General features: G+C 44.6%; 17 protein-coding genes. 12 read left to right on the forward strand and 5 right to left on the reverse strand.

What is annotated here, in order from left to right:
* Positions 1-10: 10 nt before the first annotated feature.
* The 5 genes from rsxC (at position 11) to nth (ending at position 5,766) form a co-directional block, all read left to right on the forward strand.
* The gene (gene rsxC / locus BCU07_RS08500) at positions 11-2,584 is read left to right on the forward strand and encodes an electron transport complex subunit RsxC (RefSeq protein WP_102427879.1); all 2,574 of its coding nucleotides are present in this window, start codon (positions 11-13) and stop codon (positions 2,582-2,584) included.
* Positions 2,584-3,630: an electron transport complex subunit RsxD gene (rsxD, locus tag BCU07_RS08505; protein ID WP_017063459.1), complete on the forward strand. Its 1,047-nt coding sequence runs from the start codon at positions 2,584-2,586 to the stop codon at positions 3,628-3,630. Before rsxC ends, rsxD begins: the two co-directional genes overlap by 1 nt.
* A gap of 13 nt (positions 3,631-3,643) precedes the next feature.
* Positions 3,644-4,273, forward strand: coding sequence for an electron transport complex subunit RsxG (gene rsxG, locus BCU07_RS08510; RefSeq protein ID WP_017061171.1), 630 nt, complete (start codon positions 3,644-3,646; stop codon positions 4,271-4,273).
* Positions 4,273-4,965 carry an electron transport complex subunit E gene (locus BCU07_RS08515; protein ID WP_012603531.1) on the forward strand — a complete coding sequence of 231 codons (693 nt, stop codon included), beginning with the start codon at positions 4,273-4,275 and terminating at the stop codon, positions 4,963-4,965. Before rsxG ends, BCU07_RS08515 begins: the two co-directional genes overlap by 1 nt.
* 165 nt (positions 4,966-5,130) lie before the next feature.
* Complete coding sequence (gene nth, locus BCU07_RS08520; protein ID WP_017061172.1) at positions 5,131-5,766, forward strand: endonuclease III; 636 nt, start codon at positions 5,131-5,133, stop codon at positions 5,764-5,766.
* Between the two features lie 180 nt (positions 5,767-5,946).
* On the opposite strand, the gene BCU07_RS08525 is transcribed toward nth, so the two are convergent.
* Entirely contained in the window at positions 5,947-8,700 is a 2,754-nt protein-coding gene (locus BCU07_RS08525; protein WP_102427880.1) for a cation-translocating P-type ATPase, read from the reverse strand.
* A 765-nt stretch (positions 8,701-9,465) separates the two neighbouring features.
* Between BCU07_RS08525 and gloA the strand changes: the two genes are divergently transcribed.
* Both gloA and BCU07_RS08535 read left to right on the forward strand, forming a co-directional pair.
* Positions 9,466-9,882 (forward strand): lactoylglutathione lyase, encoded by a 417-nt coding sequence (gene gloA / locus BCU07_RS08530; protein ID WP_004734046.1) that lies wholly within the window; start codon positions 9,466-9,468, stop codon positions 9,880-9,882.
* Positions 9,883-10,082: 200 nt separating this feature from the next.
* On the forward strand, positions 10,083-10,517 hold the full coding sequence (locus tag BCU07_RS08535; RefSeq protein ID WP_004734047.1) for a DUF2753 domain-containing protein: 435 nt from the start codon (positions 10,083-10,085) through the stop codon (positions 10,515-10,517).
* Positions 10,518-10,612: 95 nt separating this feature from the next.
* Here BCU07_RS08535 and motY read toward each other — a convergent pair whose 3' ends face one another.
* Positions 10,613-11,494 (reverse strand): flagellar protein MotY, encoded by an 882-nt coding sequence (motY, locus tag BCU07_RS08540; RefSeq protein ID WP_017063457.1) that lies wholly within the window; start codon positions 11,492-11,494, stop codon positions 10,613-10,615.
* Between the two features lie 188 nt (positions 11,495-11,682).
* Here motY and rnt point away from each other — a divergent pair, with 188 nt between their 5' ends.
* Together rnt and BCU07_RS08550 are read left to right on the forward strand one after the other, a co-directional pair.
* The gene (gene rnt, locus BCU07_RS08545) at positions 11,683-12,327 is read left to right on the forward strand and encodes a ribonuclease T (protein ID WP_017061178.1); all 645 of its coding nucleotides are present in this window, start codon (positions 11,683-11,685) and stop codon (positions 12,325-12,327) included.
* Positions 12,328-12,391: 64 nt separating this feature from the next.
* Positions 12,392-13,717: a Na+/H+ antiporter family protein gene (locus BCU07_RS08550; protein WP_029235135.1), complete on the forward strand. Its 1,326-nt coding sequence runs from the start codon at positions 12,392-12,394 to the stop codon at positions 13,715-13,717.
* Between the two features lie 191 nt (positions 13,718-13,908).
* Here BCU07_RS08550 and BCU07_RS08555 read toward each other — a convergent pair whose 3' ends face one another.
* Positions 13,909-14,538 carry a DsbA family protein gene (locus BCU07_RS08555; protein ID WP_102427881.1) on the reverse strand — a complete coding sequence of 210 codons (630 nt, stop codon included), beginning with the start codon at positions 14,536-14,538 and terminating at the stop codon, positions 13,909-13,911.
* A 98-nt stretch (positions 14,539-14,636) separates the two neighbouring features.
* A complete protein-coding gene (locus tag BCU07_RS08560; protein WP_004741702.1) occupies positions 14,637-14,975 on the reverse strand; it encodes a Grx4 family monothiol glutaredoxin in 339 nt (112 codons plus the stop codon).
* 269 nt (positions 14,976-15,244) lie between these two features.
* Here BCU07_RS08560 and sodB point away from each other — a divergent pair, with 269 nt between their 5' ends.
* The 3 genes from sodB (at position 15,245) to BCU07_RS08575 (ending at position 17,542) form a co-directional block, all read left to right on the forward strand.
* Positions 15,245-15,829: a superoxide dismutase [Fe] gene (gene sodB / locus BCU07_RS08565; RefSeq protein WP_004734050.1), complete on the forward strand. Its 585-nt coding sequence runs from the start codon at positions 15,245-15,247 to the stop codon at positions 15,827-15,829.
* 247 nt (positions 15,830-16,076) lie between these two features.
* Positions 16,077-16,580: a VC2046/SO_2500 family protein gene (locus BCU07_RS08570; protein WP_277871496.1), complete on the forward strand. Its 504-nt coding sequence runs from the start codon at positions 16,077-16,079 to the stop codon at positions 16,578-16,580.
* 278 nt (positions 16,581-16,858) lie between these two features.
* A complete protein-coding gene (locus tag BCU07_RS08575) occupies positions 16,859-17,542 on the forward strand; it encodes an SDR family oxidoreductase (RefSeq protein WP_017063454.1) in 684 nt (227 codons plus the stop codon).
* 186 nt (positions 17,543-17,728) lie between these two features.
* On the opposite strand, the gene adhE is transcribed toward BCU07_RS08575, so the two are convergent.
* Positions 17,729-20,434, reverse strand: a complete 2,706-nt coding sequence (gene adhE / locus BCU07_RS08580; protein WP_017061183.1) for a bifunctional acetaldehyde-CoA/alcohol dehydrogenase — start codon at positions 20,432-20,434, stop codon at positions 17,729-17,731.
* Positions 20,435-20,999 lie beyond the last annotated feature (565 nt).

Genomic DNA, 20,999 nt, shown 5'->3' on the forward strand with positions numbered 1-20,999 from the left:
GTTAGTTGGTATGATCTCTTTAATTGAACAAATTCGCACGGGCTCTATTTGGGATTTCCCGGGCGGCGTGCATCCTGCTGAAAACAAAAAACAGTCAAATACTACCGATATCACCCATGCAAGGCTTCCTGAAGAAATCGTTCTTCCAGTGAAACAGCACATCGGTAAGCCCGGTAACCTATTGGTTGCTGTTGGTGACACCGTACTAAAAGGTCAACAACTGACGGCCTTAGATACGGGTTTTACTTTGCCAGTACATGCACCAACTTCGGGTGTGATTACCGCTATTGAACCAAGAACCACCGCTCACCCTTCAGGTCTGAGCGAAATGTGCGTGGTTATTAAACCTGATGGCTTAGACACTTGGATTGAAAAAAATCCAGTTGAAGACTTTTCTAAAAAAACCTCTGACGAACTGCTGGATGTGATTCGCCAAGCCGGTATTTCAGGCATGGGCGGCGCGGGCTTCCCTACGGCTAAGAAGCTTCAATCAGGTTTAGGTCGTACCGACATTTTGATCGTCAACGCTGCTGAGTGTGAACCTTACATCACCTCAGATGACAAGTTGCTTCAAGAGCATGCCAACGAAGTTTTAAAAGGCATTGAAGTGGTTGAACATATCCTTCGACCAAAGCTGACCGTTATCGGTATTGAAGACAACAAACCTGATGCAATAAAAGCACTTGAGGTTGCAGCGAAAAACAAAGACATCGTCATTCGAGTTATCCCAACTAAATACCCTTCGGGTGGTGAGAAACAGCTCATCAAGATCCTCACCAATAAAGAGGTTCCAGCTGGTGGTATACCTGCAGATATTGGTGTTTTGGTTCAGAACGTCGGCTCTCTTTACTCGATTAAGCGAGCGGTAATTGACGGCGAACCTGTGGTTAACCGCGTTGTGACATTAACCGGTAAAACCTTTAAGCAACCTCGTAACGTTTGGGCGCTATTAGGCACACCAGTACATGAGTTACTTGAAGAGTTTGGCTACAAAGCGGATAAAAAACTGCCACGTTTGATTTTGGGCGGCCCGATGATGGGCTTCACCTTGCCGCATGCCAATGTGCCAATCACTAAAACGTCGAACTGTATTTTAGCGCCAACGCGTCGTGAGATCTCACCAAGCACTTACGAAATGGAATGTATCCGTTGCAGCGCATGTGCTGAAGCTTGCCCTGCGTCTCTACTTCCTCAACAACTGCAATGGCACGCCAAAGCCAACGAGTTGGATAAGTGTGAAGAGCTAAATATTAAAGACTGTATTGAATGTGGTGCATGTGCATTTGTCTGCCCAAGCGAAATCCCTCTTGTTCAGTACTATCGCCAAGCAAAAGCTGAAATCAAAACTCGAAAAGATGAAGCCGCTGCTGCAGAACGCGCCAAGATTCGTTTTGAAGAGAAGAACGCTCGTATGGAGCGTGATAAAGCCGAACGTGAAAACCGCTTTAAAAAAGCCGCAGATAACCGCCGTAAAGATATGAAAACATCCGGCGGTGATGATGCTATTGCTGCTGCGATTGCTCGTGTTAAAGCACAAAAAGCCGCTGCGGATCAGGCTCCGAATGAAGAACCAGCAGTGAAACCTGCGGTTGCTGCCGCTATTGCGAAGGCAAAAGCGAAACAAGCTGCAGCTCAAAAAGCGGAAGGCGCTGAACCAGACAACTCTGAAATGTCTAAACTGCGTGAAGAGCGCAAGCGTCAAGCGAGAGAGCGCAAGGCACAACAAGCAGCAGCCGATACTCCTGCAGAAAGCTCAGGCGATACGAAGAAAGACGCCGTTGCTGCTGCGATTGCTCGCGCTAAAGCGAAGAAAGCACAGCAAGCGGAATCTGCTTCGGATGCTCCTGTTGAAAGCTCTGGCGATGCTAAGAAAGATGCTGTCGCTGCGGCCATTGCTCGTGCTAAAGCCAAGAAAGCTCAACAAGCTGAATCTGCTGCTGAAGCTCCTGCTGAAAAATCCGGCGATGCCAAGAAAGATGCTGTTACTGCCGCTATCGCTCGTGCTAAAGCCAAAAAAGCCCAGCAAGCGAAGCAAGCAGAAACATCTGAACCAGTGGTTGAAGTTGAAACCGAGACTCAATCGGAGCAAGTCGACCCTAAGAAAGCTGCTGTTGCTGCGGCCATCGCTCGCGCTAAGGCTAAGAAAGCACAGCAAGCGACACAAGAAACAACCGAAGCTCCTGAACCTGCAGTTGAAACTGAAGCTGGAAGTTCTGGCGATGCTAAGAAAGACGCCGTTGCTACCGCTATAGCCCGTGCTAAAGCAAAAAAAGCACAGCAAGTTAAGCAAGCAGAAACATCTGAACCAGTAGTTGAAGTAGAAACTGATACTCAATCTGAACAGGTCGATCCGAAGAAAGCTGCTGTTGCTGCAGCTATCGCTCGTGCTAAAGCGAAAAAAGCCCAGCAAGCGAAACAAGACGAAACAGTAGAAACGCCAGAGCCAGTGCTCGAAGTGGCAGCTGAAACTCAATCTGAAGCTGTTGACCCTAAAAAAGCAGCCGTTGCTGCCGCTATTGCTCGTGCTAAAGCAAGAAAAGCACAGCAAGAGCTAGATAAAAAGAACAATGAGGAGAAAGAGTAGTGGCCTTCTTTATCGCCAGCTCACCGCACGCGCATAGCCGTAGAAGCACCCCAGATCTAATGAAATGGGTGGCTATTTGTGCATTGCCAGGTCTACTAGCTCAAACCTACTTCTTTGGATGGGGTACCCTCATCCAGTTAGTATTTGCTATTGCACTTGCTGTTACCTTTGAAGCAGCCGTCATGCTATTGAGAAAACGCCCGCCAGTAATGGCACTGCGTGATTACAGTGCTGTTGTAACCGCTTGGCTACTGAGTGTCGCGATTCCCCCACACTCTCCGTGGTGGATCCTCGTCATTGGTATGTTCTTCGCTATTATTATCGCGAAACACTTATACGGCGGCCTAGGGCAGAACCCATTTAACCCTGCGATGGTCGCTTACGTTGTTTTGCTGATTTCATTCCCAGTTCAAATGACCAGTTGGAATGCTCCCGCGAGCCTGACAGCAGAAGCAACAAGCTTTATTGACTCATTCTTGATGATCTTTACTGGCTTCAATAACGAAGGTTTGTCTCTGCAACAAGCACGCCTTGGCATTGATGGCACCACAATGGCGACGCCGCTTGATGCATTCAAAACGGCATTAACGGCAGGCAATACTGCCTCAGAAGCACTATCTCAACCTCAATTTAGTTGGTTAGCTGGCGTAGGCTGGGAGTGGGTAAACCTTGCTTACCTAATCGGAGGTTTAGTGCTGATTAAGCAACGTGTTATTCAATGGTATATCCCTGTGGCTTTCATCGGCAGTCTTACTCTGTTTAGCTTAGTGTTCTTAGTGCTCACTCCTGGTGAAACCGCTTCTCCAACCATTCACCTTCTGTCTGGCGCGACTATGCTTGGTGCATTCTTTATTGCAACCGACCCAGTTTCAGCATCCACGACAGTCAAAGGTCGCTTAGTGTTTGGCGCTCTGATCGGCGGTTTAGTCTTTATCATCCGCAGTTGGGGTGGTTTCCCTGATGGCGTGGCGTTTGCTGTATTGTTAGCCAACATGTGTGTTCCACTGATTGACTACTACACCAAACCTCGCACATACGGTCACTAAGGGAGCGGATACCATGCTAAATGCAATTAAGAAAAACGGCCTTGTACTCGCGATTTTTGCGTGTGCTTCGACGGGTTTGGTCGCGGTAACTCACTACCTGACCAAAGATCAGATCAAACAACAAGAACAGGCTCAGTTACTGTCTGTTCTTAACCAAGTGATCCCACACGATCAGCACGACAACGAGCTGTTTTCGTCTTGTACTTTGGTTCAAGCAGAAGAGCTTGGTACTGAGCAAGCGATGCCGGCTTACATTGCTAAGCTTAATGGTGAGCCAAGCGCGATTGCGATCGAAGCGATTGCACCAGACGGCTACAATGGCGCGATTAAAGTCATTGTTGGAATGAAAACTGACGGTACTATTTTAGGTACTCGCGTGCTTTCTCACCAAGAGACTCCGGGCTTGGGTGATAAGATTGATCTGCGTGTGAGTGATTGGATTCTTTCGTTTGCAGGTAAGCAAGTGACGGATTCTAATCTAGACCGTTGGAAGGTTCGTAAAGACGGTGGTGATTTTGACCAGTTTACTGGCGCTACTATCACGCCAAGAGCAGTCGTGAAGTCAGTCAAACAAGCGGTCCAGTACGTTAACCAAAACAACCAAGCATTGCTTGCTCAACCTCTAAATTGTGGTGGTGAATAATGAGTGACCATAAAACATTGATCAAAAATGGCATGTGGGCCAATAACCCTGCCCTAGTGCAACTTCTTGGGTTATGTCCGCTGCTGGCTGTATCGTCAACAGTCACTAACGCACTTGGGCTAGGCATTGCTACCTTGCTTGTACTGGTCGGCTCAAACGTTTCTGTTTCTTTGGTTCGTAATCATGTGCCAAAAGAAGTACGTATCCCAGTATTCGTAATGATCATTGCCTCGCTAGTAACCTGTGTTCAATTGCTGATGAACGCTTACGCCTATGGGCTTTACCTCTCTTTGGGTATCTTCATCCCGCTGATCGTAACCAACTGCATCATCATTGGTCGTGCGGAAGCCTTCGCTTCAAAAAATGAAGTGCTACCAGCGGCTCAAGATGGTTTCTGGATGGGTCTAGGCATGACATCAGTATTGGTCGTGTTAGGTGCGATGCGTGAGATTATTGGTAACGGGACCCTATTTGATGGCGCAGACCTGCTGCTTGGTGACTGGGCTTCGGTGTTACGAATCCAGATATTCCAATTTGATAACAGCTTCTTGTTAGCCCTGCTTCCACCGGGTGCCTTCATTGGTGTTGGTTTCTTAATTGCTTTGAAAAATATCATCGATAACCAAGCAAAATCTAGACAACCAAAACAAGAAAAACCAGTCATTGAACGCGCTCGCGTTACCAATGCCTAATAAGTTAAATTAGCTTAAACCTCGCTGAGTTAGCTCAACCACTCAGCGGGGGGAAATCAGATCTAAACAGTACATATAATAATGACGCTCATAAGAGCGCGTAACCGATGATAAAGCAGAAGCAATCCAAGCTTCATGCCCTAACTATTTGAAAGTAATGTCGCTATGAACAATGTAAAACGAGTAGAAATACTTGAGCGTTTAAGAGAAAACAATCCAAAGCCAGAGACTGAGCTTAACTGGAACAGCCCATTCGAGCTGCTGATTGCCGTTCTATTGTCTGCACAAGCAACCGATGTCAGCGTGAACAAGGCGACGGATAAGCTGTACCCTTTAGCCAACACTCCGCAAGCAATTTTCGACCTAGGTGTTGATGGCTTAAAAGAGTATATCAAGACCATCGGCCTATTTAACTCAAAAGCAGAAAACACCATCAAAACGTGTCGTATGCTGCTTGACCTACATAATGGTGAAGTACCGGAAGATCGCGCTGCATTAGAAGCCCTTCCAGGTGTCGGTCGTAAAACAGCAAACGTAGTGTTAAATACCGCATTCGGTTGGCCAACCATTGCCGTTGATACTCACATCTATCGTGTATCAAACCGCACTAAGCTAGCGATGGGTAAAACCGTCGACGATGTCGAAGCAAAACTACTTAAGGTTATCCCAAAAGAATTCAAACTGGATGTCCACCATTGGCTCATTCTTCATGGACGTTACACCTGTGTCGCACGTAAACCACGCTGTGGCAGCTGTATCATTGAAGACCTCTGTGAATTCAAAGAAAAGAGCGAAGATTAGTCTTTCCGTTCACAACGATTAATCAATACGGCAGCGCTTAAAGCGCTGCTTTTTTATTGCCACTCTCTAGAATCCGCCTCTACATAAGTTTTCACTTCTAATTCTGCGTTCCCAAGACAACAGGCATAAAAAATCCCGCCTTTTATGGCGGGATTCAATTATTTAGCTAAGAAGTCTGTCTTAGATAAACTCCACTTTAGTCACTTCTTTGATAGCAGATAGAACAAATGTTGGTACTGCTGCAATGAAGATTAACGATATTAAGTGATTAAACTCTAGCGCTTCTGTTCTGAATACCAACTGACCGAAGCTTGTGTACACAACGCTTAAAGACAAGATAGCCGATACTGCCACCGCACCAAGTAGGTAGTGGTTAGTGAACGGATTCTTACGATAAATCGTTGTAAACGTACGTGCATCGAACAAGCTCCAAAGTTGAGCAAAGATCAGTGTTAAAAACGCAACGGTTTGTGCGTATTGAGCACTGTAACCACCGTCGAGTGCGTAAGAGAATGTCACAAAGCTTAGACCACCTAATGCGAGACCACGAGTTAGGATACGAGCGCCTAGACCATTAGAGAAGAAGCCTTGGTCACGTTTGCCTGGCTTACGCTCCATGAGATCTTTCTCTTCTGGCTCAACACCGAGTGCGAGTGCTGGTAGACCATCAGAAACGAGGTTAACCCATAAAATCATTAGTGGAGTTAGCGGAAGTACTACATCTGGTCCCATGAGTAGGAATGCAAATAGGATTACCGAAACCTCACCCACGTTCGCTGTAAGTGCTTGGCGGATAAACTTACGTAGGTTATCGAAAATTTGACGACCCTGACGTACCGCCTTCACGATAGTACTGAAGTTGTCATCCAACAGGATAAGGTCACCTGAGTCTTTCGCAACAGACGTACCTGTAATACCCATCGCAACACCAATGTCTGCACGACGCAGTGCTGGCGCATCGTTCACGCCGTCACCGGTCATAGAGGCAACTTCATTGTTCTCTTGCTGCGCTTTTACGATACGCAGCTTGTGCTCTGGAGTAACACGGGCAAATACTGCAACCTGAGAACAGATAGACAACAGCTTCTCGTCATCCATTTGGTCAAGCTCAGCACCCGTTACCACTAGATCGTCTTCGCTACGGATGATTCCGATTTCACGAGCAATCGCTGCTGCCGTGACTGCGTGGTCACCGGTAATCATTACCGTACGAACACCAGCGCTATAACAGCTATTTACTGCATCGCGTACTTCTGGGCGTGGTGGATCCATGATGCCATAGATACCCAGGATGCTGACGTCTTTTTCAAGCTCAGGGAAATCTAACTCAAGCTCTTCTTCTTTTAATTCACGGAAACCAACGGCAAGTGTACGCAGAGCATCACCACCAAAGGTTTGGATTGCCGCTTCAAAGTTTAAATGAAGCTCTTGAGACGGTGCGGTATCGAGAGCCAAGTTGCCTGAAACTTCACAGCCAACCGTTGGTACGAAACCACCGTCAACCATGAAGCTGGTTGATTTACCAAGAACAACATCTGGCGCACCTTTCAATGCTAGGAAGTGCTTACCTTGTGGGTCACGAACGATAACAGAAGCCATCTTACGACCAGAATCGAACGGGAACTTCTTAACGATTGAGTAGCCACCCGTTGATAGCATTTCATCTTGTTTAAGACCTGCTTTTGCAGCTGCAACAATTAGTGCACCTTCTGTCGGGTTGCCACGAACCGTCCATTTACCATCAGCATTTACATATTCAGCATCGTTACAAAGCGTTGCAACAACAAGACCTTTCATCATTGCAGGGCTGTTTGTCGCTTCGACATTGTGACCTTTGGTAATGAATTCACCCTTAGGATCAAAACCTTTACCTGACACATCCCAGTAACGACCAGACACATCGTACGCTTTCATCACCTGCATTTGGTTTTGTGTTAGCGTACCGGTTTTATCTGAACAGATAACGGTTGTAGAACCAAGCGTTTCGATTGCTGCTAGCTGTTTAGCCAAAGCATTATTCTTAACCATCTTAGTCGAGCCCATCGTTAATACGATAGTAACCACCGTTGGTAAACCTTCAGGAATAGCGGCAACCGATAAAGAGATACCTGTTGTTAGGATTTCTAACCATGGCATACCGTGGTAAACACCGATAGCACAAACAATAGCAACAACCACAAGAGCAACAACCAATAATGCGAGTGCGATGGTGTCCATACGCTCTTGCATTGGTGTTTTCGTCTCTTCCGTTTGGTTCATCATATCAGCGATGTGACCAACTTCAGTTTGCATACCTGTGCTTGTTACCACAGCAAGGCCTGTACCTGTAGTCACGATTGTTGTCATGAAGCCCATGTTCTTCTGATCGCCAAGACCAAGGGTCTCATCTTCAAGGCGTTCAGACTGCTTATTCACTGGCTCAGATTCACCGGTCAGTGCAGCCTCATCTACCGTCAGACGGTTTGACTCAAGAATACGAACATCAGCAGGCAGAATATCGCCAGTATTAATTTTGATGATGTCACCAGGAACGAGGTTTTTAGCTGGAACACTGATCCATTTACCATCGCGCATCACTTCGGCTTCTGGAGCTGCCATTTCTTTTAGCGCTTCCATCCCTTTCTGAGCTTTAAATTCTTGCCAGAACGCGATACCAGTATTGATAAGGATAATCACTGCAATAGCCATAGCATCAATCGCGTGGCCAGTAGACCAAGAAACGATTGCACCAACAGCTAGAATAAAAATCAGTGGGTTTTTATATTGATGAATATACAGTTCCCACGCAGAAGCTGACTCTTGTGCAGTCAGTTCGTTAGTGCCGTGCTTCTCTAAGCGTGCATCCGCTTCAGAAGTTGATAAACCTGTCGTTTGATCTGCGTTCAGTTCGTTTAAAACATCTGAACTTTGTTGTGTAAACCATTTACTCGTCATTTGAGTACTCCACATCAATGCCTCACGCCGAGGCTAATGTAATAAAATAATACTTATTCTTATGTGATAGAAAAATCGCACAAATCAAAAGTGAATATTTAGTCGATTTGGTGCGCTTGAAAAACTATATAGTAAGGATTGTCTATTTAGCAAAGATCGCAAAAGATACACTTGATACACACTTGACAACTACTTTGAAAACACAACCACATCAAACATAAAACATAAAACAAACAATACAAGCCCAAACTATTGTTTAAAAAAGATAAGCACAAAAAATAGACACCCTTTTCACTTTCGTAAAAACCATTGGTTATCGGCGTATTTTATCGAAAATTCCTTAATAACGAAGTAAAACATCGGAATAACCTTTCTATAAACAGGGAGATGTTGGCGTAATCATAAATTGATAAAATGGAAAGTTAGATGCCAATTGTAAAAACGAAAGGAAATCAGCAACAAGATGGAGATATAAGTCACAATTCAACAACCAAGGCCATTCTTGGCCATTACAAAAAAGACCAACACTCAAACTTACTATTTATGCAAAACTGCGAATTAAGCGCTAGTGACTGACAAATTAATAAGGCCGTCGATCTTTAATTTCTTGTAATACAAATAAGAAAAAAGGCAGAGGGGGAGAGTAAGATAGATGATGAGAATAAGAAAATATGACCAAACTCATCATCTCTTTGGTGTTGCTTATGAGCTTGCTCATATATAGTGCTATAAAAGAAACAACCAATAACAAGCTAGGAGCAAATCATGTCAAACGGTCGTATTTTACACACCATGCTACGCGTGGGTGATCTAGACAAGTCTATCGAGTTCTACACCAATGTAATGGGCATGCAGCTATTACGTAAGAACGAAAACAAAGAGTACGAATACACACTGGCTTTCGTTGGCTTTGGCGACGAATCTCAAGGCGCAGTGATTGAGCTGACTTACAACTGGGGCACCACGGAATACGATCTTGGCTCTGCTTTTGGTCACGTTGCTATCGGTGTTGATGACATCTACACAACGTGTGATGCGATTAAAGCAGCTGGCGGCAACGTAACGCGAGAAGCGGGTCCGGTTAAAGGCGGCTCTACACACATTGCGTTCGTGAAAGATCCTGATGGCTACATGATTGAGCTGATTCAGAACAAACAAGCAAGCGCAGGTCTAGAAGGTTAATTCCTTAACCTCTTTGAGAAGTTGGGTTTGAACGCCTGAAGAAATGAAAAACGAAGCGAGCACTATGCTCGCTTCTTTTTTATCACTCTCACCATAATCGATATTCTTTACCAATTATTCTTAACAATCTCATTGATGAAACTTTACATGATAATGATTATCATTTAAATTAACCACCTATTGATTAGTGAGGTAATACAATGATTAGCGAATGGGAAAAACACACGTTACTTGCCGATACTGCATTGCAGCTCGACGATCCTGTACGAAGTATTCTTCATTATCAGCAGGCTTTGAACTTAAGTGAAGAAATTACAGAACGCACCGATATTCAAGCCGATGAACGCTTACTGATCTCGGTGATTTCTTGCCACAATCTTGCTCAATTCTGGCGTTGGGCTGGCGACACTGAATACGAGCTCAAGTATCTTCAACTGGCTTCCGAAAAGGTACTCACACTGATCCCTCAGTGCCCTAATACTCAATGTTCAAGCTTTATCGATTCTATTGGTTGCTGTAAGAAAGCGCTGATCGATTTCATGAAACGCCACCCAAACCCTAAAATTGCCTCTATGGTGGAGAAGATCGATACCGCGACCAACTGTGAAATGATCGCCCGCTTCCGCTTGAACTAAACAAGTTACGTCCAAACAACGACTCCAAATCTAAAACATAAAAAAGCCCGTCATCAAGACGGGCTTTGTCATTTCAAAACAAGCTATTGTTTAGCTTAAACCTGTGTACGACCTAAAGAGATCACAACACGTCGGTTCTTGTCTTTACCAATTGGCGAGTTATTGTCTGCAATCGGACGACGCTTACCATAGCCTTGTACTTGAATACGATCTTCTGGCAAGCCTAGAGATTTGAAGTACTCTCTTAACGATTCCGCTCTGCGCTCTGAAAGGTTTTGGCTAATCCCTTTGCTGTCGACAGAGTCGGTGTACGTTGCCACCAGCACAAGGTCGATGTCTTGATTATAGCGAACGTAATCAGCAATCTGGCTCAGCCTTTTACGCGACGATTTATTCAGCTGATCGCTGTTGCGGTCGTAATGCAAAATAGTGAAAGAGATATCTTCAAAGCTGTAAGGCAGCAGGTTAGCAACACAGTCACTGAACACATTGTATTTTTCTTGGAACAACACCGACGACAACGACACTTCGATACGTTGATCTCGGCTCTGCCACTCTTGGTAGCTGAATGTCGGATAACGCCCTTTCTCCAACTCACTCAAGATGCCCCAAGCTGTTTGACCGCCGACATAGCCGTCAAATTGCTGGAAGAACTTAATGGTTGTCATACGATCAGCACTTTCACCCGGACGCCAAGGTGGCGGCATAGAGATCAAGCTTACATTGCGCGTCGCACCCATTGGACGGCGCATTTTAAGCTCAAAGTCCAAAATGATTTTTTTACTCGCGCGAGATGAGAACTCAGCATCACCAAAGTTTGGAATTGGGTGGACCAAGCGACATTCAAGTGGCGTGTTGGCTACCATCTCCCATGTCGACTGTTGAGGAGATGCTCCGTAACGCTTTTCTTGTGCCATGACCGATGACGACACAAGTAGCGAAAATAGCATTGAACCTGTTATGAGTTGTTTCTTCATAAAGTGGAGTATCTCTTAAGCAATTCGTTTAACAATGCAGCCAATTGCCGCATTTTTCTCTCACGTTTAAATATGCAATTATCAAGCCGCAATGGGTTAGGTAATTTAAGATTTATTGCCCTTCCCTAGTTTTTATCACTGCTATTATCTGCAATAATGCAGCCTTAATCACACTTATTTGGGCTAACATGACTGTAGAAAACGAAGCTCTGACCCTAAAAAAACGCTTTCGCGGCTATTTTCCAGTGGTCATCGACGTGGAAACCGCAGGGTTTAACGCTGAAACCGATGCATTATTAGAAATCTGTGCCATTACATTAAAAATGGATGAGAACGGAGATCTGCACCCTGCATCAACGCTTCATTTTCACATTGAGCCTTTTGAAGGCGCAAATATAGAGCAGGCAGCATTAGACTTTAACGGAATTAAAGACCCATTTAGCCCATTACGTGGTGCTGTGTCGGAACAAGAAGCCCTTAAAGAAATCTACAAGCTAGTGAGAAAAGAACAAAAAGCTTCAGATTGCAGTCGTGCAATCATGGTTGCTCACAACGCTACATTCGATTTGAACTTCGTTAATGCGGCAAGTGAGCGCTGTAAGCTTAAACGCGTCCCTTTCCATCCATTTGCTACTTTTGACACTGCAGCTCTTAGTGGTCTTGCCTACGGTCAAACCGTTTTGGCTAAAGCTTGCCGCACTGCAGGGATGGAATTTGACAACAAAGAAGCACACTCTGCTTTGTATGATACGCAAAAAACCACAGAGTTATTTTGCGGCATTGTAAACAAATGGAAAGCCCTTGGTGGTTGGCCTCTTGTTGACGAAGAATAAAAAATAGAGTCGGTAAACGTTTTTCGTATTGCCTTCATAAAAAACACAACATCCCGAGAATAATATGAATCCTGTTGTAATTTCAGTTTGCATCATGCTTGTTTTAGCTTTGATGCGCGTAAACGTAGTCGTTGCTCTGACGTTCAGTGCAATTATCGGTGGCGTAGCCTCTGGTATGAGCTTGAACGACGCAGTCGCGGCTTTCGAAAGTGGGTTAGGCGGCGGTGCAACGATTGCACTTAGCTACGCTATGCTTGGTACATTCGCTGTTGCTATCTCACGTTCTGGTATCACAGATCTCCTTGCTCAAAGTGTTATCAAACGCATTCACGGCAAAGAGAACAGTGCAGCATCGACTGGTCTTAAATACGGCATGCTTGCGTCGTTGATCTTAGTGACCATGTCTTCGCAAAACGTGATTCCGGTACATATCGCCTTCATCCCAATCTTAATCCCACCTCTACTAGGCGTATTCGCAAAAATGAACCTAGACCGTCGTCTAGTTGCGTGTGTGCTGACTTTTGGTCTGATTACACCTTACATGGTGTTACCGATTGGTTTTGGTGGCATCTTCCTAAACAACATCCTGCTTAAAAACCTTCACGACAATGGTCTTGAAAACGTTGTAGCAAGCCAAGTACCTATGGCAATGTTGTTACCAGCAGCAGGCATGATCTTCGGTCTCCTTACTGCAGTATTCTTTACTTACCGTAAGCCTCGCCAATACAAAGAAACCTCTCACACTGTTGTTTCAACAGAAGTGAAAGAGATCAACAAGAAGCACATCCTAGTAGCAGCAGCTGGTATCGTAGCAGCGCTAACAGTTCAACTATCGACTGGCTCTATGATCATCGGTGCTCTAGCGGGTTTCATGGTATTTACCTTCGGTGGCGTTATTGCTTGGAAAGAGACACAAGATGTCTTCACCAAGGGCGTTCACATGATGGCAATGATCGGTTTCATCATGATTGCAGCAGCAGGTTTCGCGGCAGTTATGAAGCAAACAGGTGGCGTTGAATCTCTGGTTGAAGCACTTTCAACAAGCATCGGCGACAACAAGCCTCTAGCAGCACTACTTATGCTAATTGTTGGTCTATTGGTTACTATGGGCATTGGTTCTTCGTTCTCTACGATTCCAATCCTTGCAACTATCTACGTTCCACTAGCAGCAGCATTTGGCTTCTCGCCAATGGCAACAATCGCTCTAGTAGGTACAGCTGCTGCACTTGGTGATGCGGGCTCTCCGGCTTCTGACTCAACATTAGGTCCAACGTCTGGTCTAAATGCTGATGGTCAACACGAGCACGTATGGGAAACCGTAGTACCGACGTTCCTGCACTACAACATCCCACTGATCGTATTCGGTTGGATTGCAGCCATGGTTCTGTAATTAGGTTCTGTAGTTAAACAGTCCTACGCTCACTTTTATAAAGACCGCCTCGTGCGGTCTTTTTTGTCTCTGAGATTCATTCTACTCTTCCTTCCGCTCACTCTCATTGAACTAGCGACACCAAACAAAAAAGGCTTACTCTGATGAGTAAGCCTTAGAAATCATTGCGAATACAGATGACTCTCGCTGAATTACGCAGCGGGAGCATTACTCACTAAAATTTCGCGAATAGACTTAAGCGTCGCTTCCGTTGAATGATAATCCAATTCAACTTCACTAAAGATGCCGTTCACTTCAAGCATTAAGGTCGGGTAAGAAAATACACCCATTGCTTCTTTAAAGCCTAGCTGGTCATCTAACTCACTTTCCAATAACTTGCTAGAAAGGTCATTTTCAAACTGTTGAACATTCATACCTAGCTCTTCAGCCAACTGCAAATGTGTGTCTTGGCTATGTGGCAAGATCGCACGAAGGTAGTAAGCATGTTGAATCGCTTCAAGCATCGCTTCGTAGTGGTCTTGAAAACCTGCAGCAATCACGGCACGGCACGCAGGGTAAGTACTGCGAACAGGTTGGCACTTTGTCCAAAAATCATGGTTAAACTCAGTACCCAACTTAGCTTCGATCTGCTTCCAAATCGCTTGCAGCTTGCCTTTCATCTCTTCTGACATTGGCTCATCAGAATCCGGGGCCAAACCACCCACTACATAGTTAAACTCAATGCTCGCAGGCAATTGTTGTTTCAATAACTCAAGTGTTGGCTTGTAACCCCAACACCAGCTGCACATTGGATCATGCACATAATGAAGTTTTACGTTCATTGTTCATTCCTTATCGAGTCAATGATTCGATCAATTCAAACAAAAAAGGAGCCTGATTAAGGCCCCTCATTTTAACTATTCAGCGCAAAGGCTAGAACTTATTCAGCGTCATCGCCAGCAACTTTAGCCGCTGCTTCTTTGATGATTGGCTGAAGTTCGCCTTTTTGGAACATCTCAAGAATGATGTCACAACCACCGATTAGCTCACCTTCAACCCAAAGTTGTGGGAAAGTTGGCCACTGTGCGTAAGCAGGAAGCTCTGCACGGATATCAGGGTTTTGTAGGATATCTACGTAAGCAAATTTTTCGCCACATGCCATTAGAGCTTGAGACGCTTGAGAAGAGAAACCACAGCTAGGTAGCTTAGGAGAACCTTTCATGTACAGTAGAATAGTGTTTTCTTCAATTTGCTGTTTGATTTTATCGATAGTTTCCATTGCTTCCTCGTTAATGGATTACGGCTTTTATTGCCTTTATTCTACCCCAAACTAAAAGAATAAAAACCATATAAAAAAAGCGGTTAACAAGCTAAGCTAACAATTCACACAAAAGTAATGAAATAAGCTTTTAATAAAGTAAAAACTTGCTAAACTATATCGCAAGTCAGCAAATTGACCATGGTTGGCAGTATAGCGAGCCATGAATAATAATATCACTGGAAGCAATCGAAAGAGTTAACTCTTTCATATCAATGGAGAATTGAGCAATGGCATTTGAACTACCGGCTCTTCCTTACGCGAAAGACGCGCTAGAACCACACATCTCAGCAGAAACGCTAGATTTCCACCACGGTAAGCACCACAACACTTACGTTGTTAAGCTAAACGGCCTTATCCCAGGTACTGAGTTTGAAGGCAAAACACTAGAAGAGATCGTTAAGACTTCTACTGGTGGTGTTTTCAATAACGCTGCTCAAATCTGGAACCACACGTTCTACTGGCACTGTCTTGCTCCTAAAGCGGGCGGCGAACCAACTGGCGCTGTTGCAGAAGCTATCAACGCTGCATTCGGTTCTTTCGAAGAATTCAAAGCGAAATTCACTGATTCAGCAATCAACAACTTCGGTTCTTCTTGGACTTGGTTAGTTAAGAAAGCTGACGGTTCTCTAGACATCGTTAACACTTCTAACGCTGCTACTCCTCTAACAGAAGAAGGTGTTACTCCACTTCTAACTGTTGACCTATGGGAACACGCTTACTACATCGATTTCCGCAATGTTCGCCCTGACTACATGGCTGCATTCTGGAACCTAGTAAACTGGTCTTTCGTAGAAGAGAACCTAGCTAAGTAATTATTGCTTACGCTGCGCTATTTATAGCGAGTTATCTATTGAAAGCTCATGCCTCGGCGTGAGCTTTTTTGTATCTGTCGTGTTCCACAAAATCTAAACATTTCGTAATAAACCCGCCAATAGCGCTTACTTCTCGAACTATTGATAGCCTTCTTCCCAACCCTACATAAATTCTCTATTTGCCTGTAATTAAACACTAAAGTTTGCCGACTCCATGCCGTTAAAGGTGTATCCAATGAGAGGCGACATGCAAATACATACTTTAGACAAAGCAGGAATCATCAACGAACTGAAGTTCGGCATCGGGATCAGCCAAGCGGTTGAGCAAGGTCGCCGTGCAGATTTCGCGTTGCTGTTATCTATGTTTTCTAATGATGTCCGTGATTGCACGCCAATTGACACCATTGAAATCACAGAGACAAATGAAGATCGCCTGCGCAAACAATTTGGCGTAGCAGAACCTCAACAACTGCGTTCAAACCAGTCTTCATATGAGATTTCAGCTCAGCTATCGAATCATTTTCATCAAGCTAGCCTTGCCAGCGCCAAACTCAGCCATTACTTGAAACCTGAAGCGCTTGCCTTCATGCCTGAAGATACAGCCGACTTACCCGAAGAGGTTTACCAAAACCTTTCTGGTCATGACCGACGCAAACTCGCAAACAAGCATTTACCTGATTTGCCACATGCCACGCTCTACAATGAGCTAACCACCGCGCAACGTCGGTATCAAATTCAAGCTCAAGTATAGCGATCACCTACCTTTCCCTTTTTCGCTGTCTATCCATAGCTCTTCTTCGACTAACTCGCACACTTCAAAGTATTCACACGAATGATATGAACCACTAGCCTTAGGCAACCTAAAAACACCTGATGTCGGTTACCGCTTGAAGTTACTACAAAATGTGACTTGCCACTAAGTTCATAAAAACTTATTAATTGGCACACCTTAGTTTGAACCAATTCACACCCGTTGTATAAATTTTAACCCATCCTTATCCGACATGGACGATTTGTTTAGGTACTGGGATGGAAATAAAAAGCTCAATCATATTGGTGACATCTGCCGGCTCGCTACTGGGGGGGGCGATTGCGAACCACTTTGTTAACCTTGGAGCCACCGTCATCCTTTGTGATAAAGACACGGAAGCACTTAAAGCGACGTATCTACAGTGTGCCCGGTTTTCTGACTCTGTTTACCACTACACGCTCAAAGGCAATGACAGCCAAGCGATTCTCAGCGTATATGATTTTATTCAAACCACCTTCAACACGACACCCGATGTGCTGGTCAATAACTGGATAAGCTCCCCAATGCCTAGCCTAATTGGCGATCAGCCTGTGAGCAGCTTTATTAATGATCTCTCATCGATGGCATCGACCCTGTTCGCATTTGGGCAAATCAGTGCTGAGAGATTGCGAGAGGAAGATAAGGAAGGCGTGATTGTGAATGTGATATCTCATGATGACTTTCACGATGTGTCTGGCTTAGAGAGCGCAAACTCAATGATCACTGGCTTTACCCATAGTTGGGCGAAAGAGCTGACTCCCTTTGGCATTCGAGTCGGTGGCGTTGTTCCCGCCGTTCATAACTCCGATGGCAAGCTCAACCGATGTCACTGGGCGCAGCTGCAAGACGAGCTGACCAGAACAACCGAATACATTGTCTCGAATGACTACTTCAGTGGGCGAGTTGTCGCGGCAGAGGTTTAACTCCCTATTCCAATTGAACATGACTGGCTCAGCTCATATTAAGTAGCAGAGCTATTGCCTCTCAATCCGTTTTACAAACGAACCAAACATAAAAAAAGCCCCAGTCTCTCGACTGGGGCTTTCATCTTTTCCCGATAGATAAGTATCGTGCTAGCGAAAACTTATCTCAAAACTAATGCTTACTTATTATGCGTTAGCTTTTTCTTTTTTAGCTTTTGGCGCTTTCGCTTCAGCTGGCTTTTGGTCTGCTTTCTTAAGGATAACTGTAGTACCTTCGAAAGTTTCGCCTTCAACGTATGGTTGGCCGAAGTAAGAAGTTGTTAGAACTTCTTTTAGCTCAGTGATTAGAGGGTAACGTGGGTTAGCACCTGTACACTGGTCATCGAACGCTTCAACAGCTAGCTCGTCTAGTTTAGCGATGAAGTCAGACTCGTTAACACCCGCAGCTTGGATAGATAGTGGGATGTCTAGGTCAACTTTAAGCTCTTCTAACCAAGTCAGTAGACGTTCAATCTTCTGAGCTGTACGGTCACCAGCTTGGCTTAGGCCTAGGTGGTCAGCAACTTCAGCGTAACGACGACGTGCTTGTGGACGGTCGTACTGAGAGAATGCAGTCTGCTTAGTTGGGTTATCGTTCGCGTTGTAACGTACAACGTTTGAGATAAGTAGTGCGTTAGCAAGACCGTGTGGTAGGTGGAACTCAGCACCAATTTTGTGAGCCATTGAGTGACACACACCTAGGAATGCGTTCGCAAATGCTACACCAGCGATAGTTGCTGCGTTGTGTACTTTCTCACGAGCTATTGGGTCAGCCGCACCATTTTTGTAGCTTGATGGTAGGTATTCTTTAAGCATCTTAAGAGCTTGAAGAGCTTGACCGTCTGAGTACTCGTTCGCTAGAACAGATACGTAAGCTTCAAGAGCGTGAGTTACTGCATCGTAACCACCGAACGCTGTTAGAGACTTAGGCATGTTCATTACTAGGTTCGCATCAACGATAGCCATGTTTGGCGTGATTTCGTAATCAGCTAGTGGGTATTTAGCACCAGTCTTGTCGTCAGTAACAACAGCGAATGGAGTAACCTCTGAACCTGTACCTGAAGTTGTAGTGATACATACAAGCTCAGCTTTTTGACCCATTTTAGGGAACTTGTAGATACGTTTACGGATGTCCATAAAGCGCATTGCTAGTTCTTCGAAGTGAGTTTCTGGGTGCTCGTACATAACCCACATGATCTTAGCAGCATCCATTGGAGAACCGCCACCTAGAGCAAGGATTACGTCAGGTTGGAAGCTCTTCATTGCTTCAGCGCCTTTCTCAACAACAGATAGCGTTGGATCCGCTTCTACGTCGAAGAAAGTTTGAACTTCGATGCCTTGTGCTTTAAGCAAGCTAACTACGTCATCTGCGTAACCGTTGTTGAATAGGAAACGGTCAGTTACTAGGAATGCGCGTTTCTTACCTTCTAGGTCGCTCATTGCGATTGGAAGGCTACCACGACGGAAGTAGATAGACTTAGGTAGTTTGTGCCACAACATGTTTTCAGCTCGCTTCGCTACAGTTTTCTTGTTGATAAGGTGCTTAGGACCTACGTTCTCAGAGATAGAGTTACCACCCCATGAACCACAACCTAGAGTTAGAGAAGGTGCAACGTTGAAGTTGTACAGGTCACCGATACCACCGTGAGTAGTCGGGATGTTGATTAGGATACGAGCAGTCTTCATCTTGTCACCGAAGTAACGGATGCGGTCTGCGTTAGTATCTTGGTTAGTGTAAAGACCAGATGTGTGACCGATACCACCGATTTCAACCATAGTTACCGCTTGAGCAACTGCGTCTTCGAAGTCATCTGCGCGGAATAGACCTAGAGTTGGAGATAGTTTCTCGTGAGCGAATTCGTCATCGTAAGAAACTTTACCAAGACCTTCACCTACAAGTACTTTTGTATCAGCAGGAACTTTAACACCAGCCATTTCAGCGATTGCTGGAGCAGGTTGACCTACGATTTTAGCGTTTAGGTTGCCGTCGATAAGCAGAACTTTACGTACTTTATCAGCGTCAGCTTTAGATAGAACGTGAGCTTTGTGAGAAGCGAAACGCTCTTTAACTTCGTCATATACTTCGCTAACTACGATTGCAGCTTGCTCAGAAGCACATACTACGCCGTTATCGAAAGTCTTAGACATAAGGATAGATGCTACAGCACGTTTGATGTCAGCTGTTTCATCGATAACGACAGGAACGTTACCAGCACCAACACCGATAGCAGGCTTACCAGAAGAGTATGCTGCTTTAACCATGCCTGGACCACCAGTAGCAAGGATAAGTGCGATACCGTCGTGCTTCATCAGCGCGTTAGAAAGCTCTACAGATGGTTGGTCGATCCAACCGATGATGTCTCGTGGAGCACCCGCTGCAACAGCTGCGTCTAGAACTAGTTTCGCTGCGTCGTTAGTTGAGTTCTTTGCACGTGGGTGTGGCGAGAAGATGATGCCGTTACGTGTCTTAAGAGAAATTAGAGATTTGAAGATTGCTGTAGAAGTTGGGTTCGTTGTTGGAACGATACCACAGATGATACCTACAGGCTCAGCGATAGTCATTGTGCCTAGGTTGTCATCTTCTTCTAAGATGCCACATGTTTTTTCGTCTTTGTATTTGTTGTAGATAAATTCAGATGCAAAGTGGTTTTTGATAACCTTATCTTCAACAATACCCATTCCAGATTCAGCAACTGCTTGTTGAGCAAGTGGAATACGAGCGTGGTTAGCAGCAAGAGAAGCTGCGCGGAAGATTGCATCTACTTTCTCTTGAGAGAATGTTGCAAACTCTTCTTGTGCTGCTTTAACGCGAGCTACTAGAGCATCAAGTTCCGCTAAGTTAGTTACAGGCATGGTGGATCTCCTAAAATAATAAATATTAAAAACTTTTTATTAAACTCGCTGCTTGCCGTTAACCTTAAACACCAACGTTCTTAGTAAATTGCTTTCAGGGCTGAGTATATTATTTCACTGTGTGAAAAAAATTGACCCAGATCAGTTACCCAAAAAGAATTAACCAGAAAGTAGTAAGGCAATCGCAAAAATGAACTTAAGAGCATGATTTATATAGATTAAACTCACACTTTTCGTTCGCGAAAAAAACAAGCAAACAGACAACTTTTTTCTACATAGCGTAATAAACTGTAAAAAAGTTTCATTTTTAGTCCGTTAAATTACATGTATACAGCTATATTCGTGCTACTGAGAGTATATCCATACCGTTGTACGGGCTAGATTCTGACATAATTTTTATTAATTTCGTGCGTCGGTTAACAGTTACTCAATAATAAATTACAAAATTAAACACTACCAACTAGCTTGCAACAGGCTTAAAACAAAAGTGAGATTCAATTAGTTTTTCTAAAAAGAATCACCCATTTCAAGTTAGTTTTTTTCATTCGCGTAAATCGAGTTTGTC

Source organism: Vibrio sp. 10N.261.54.E10 (genome assembly GCF_002877735.2).
Taxonomy (GTDB): domain Bacteria; phylum Pseudomonadota; class Gammaproteobacteria; order Enterobacterales; family Vibrionaceae; genus Vibrio; species Vibrio crassostreae_C.

Coding starts and splice junctions, on each gene's coding strand:
- rsxC (WP_102427879.1), top strand. CDS start 11: ATGATCTCTTTAATTGAACAAATTCGCACGGGCTCTATTTGGGATTTC.
- rsxG (WP_017061171.1), top strand. CDS start 3,644: ATGCTAAATGCAATTAAGAAAAACGGCCTTGTACTCGCGATTTTTGCG.
- BCU07_RS08515 (WP_012603531.1), top strand. CDS start 4,273: ATGAGTGACCATAAAACATTGATCAAAAATGGCATGTGGGCCAATAAC.
- nth (WP_017061172.1), top strand. CDS start 5,131: ATGAACAATGTAAAACGAGTAGAAATACTTGAGCGTTTAAGAGAAAAC.
- BCU07_RS08525 (WP_102427880.1), bottom strand. CDS start 8,700: ATGACGAGTAAATGGTTTACACAACAAAGTTCAGATGTTTTAAACGAA.
- gloA (WP_004734046.1), top strand. CDS start 9,466: ATGTCAAACGGTCGTATTTTACACACCATGCTACGCGTGGGTGATCTA.
- BCU07_RS08535 (WP_004734047.1), top strand. CDS start 10,083: ATGATTAGCGAATGGGAAAAACACACGTTACTTGCCGATACTGCATTG.
- motY (WP_017063457.1), bottom strand. CDS start 11,494: ATGAAGAAACAACTCATAACAGGTTCAATGCTATTTTCGCTACTTGTG.
- rnt (WP_017061178.1), top strand. CDS start 11,683: ATGACTGTAGAAAACGAAGCTCTGACCCTAAAAAAACGCTTTCGCGGC.
- BCU07_RS08550 (WP_029235135.1), top strand. CDS start 12,392: ATGAATCCTGTTGTAATTTCAGTTTGCATCATGCTTGTTTTAGCTTTG.
- BCU07_RS08555 (WP_102427881.1), bottom strand. CDS start 14,538: ATGAACGTAAAACTTCATTATGTGCATGATCCAATGTGCAGCTGGTGT.
- BCU07_RS08560 (WP_004741702.1), bottom strand. CDS start 14,975: ATGGAAACTATCGATAAAATCAAACAGCAAATTGAAGAAAACACTATT.
- sodB (WP_004734050.1), top strand. CDS start 15,245: ATGGCATTTGAACTACCGGCTCTTCCTTACGCGAAAGACGCGCTAGAA.
- BCU07_RS08570 (WP_277871496.1), top strand. CDS start 16,077: ATGCAAATACATACTTTAGACAAAGCAGGAATCATCAACGAACTGAAG.
- BCU07_RS08575 (WP_017063454.1), top strand. CDS start 16,859: ATGGAAATAAAAAGCTCAATCATATTGGTGACATCTGCCGGCTCGCTA.
- adhE (WP_017061183.1), bottom strand. CDS start 20,434: ATGCCTGTAACTAACTTAGCGGAACTTGATGCTCTAGTAGCTCGCGTT.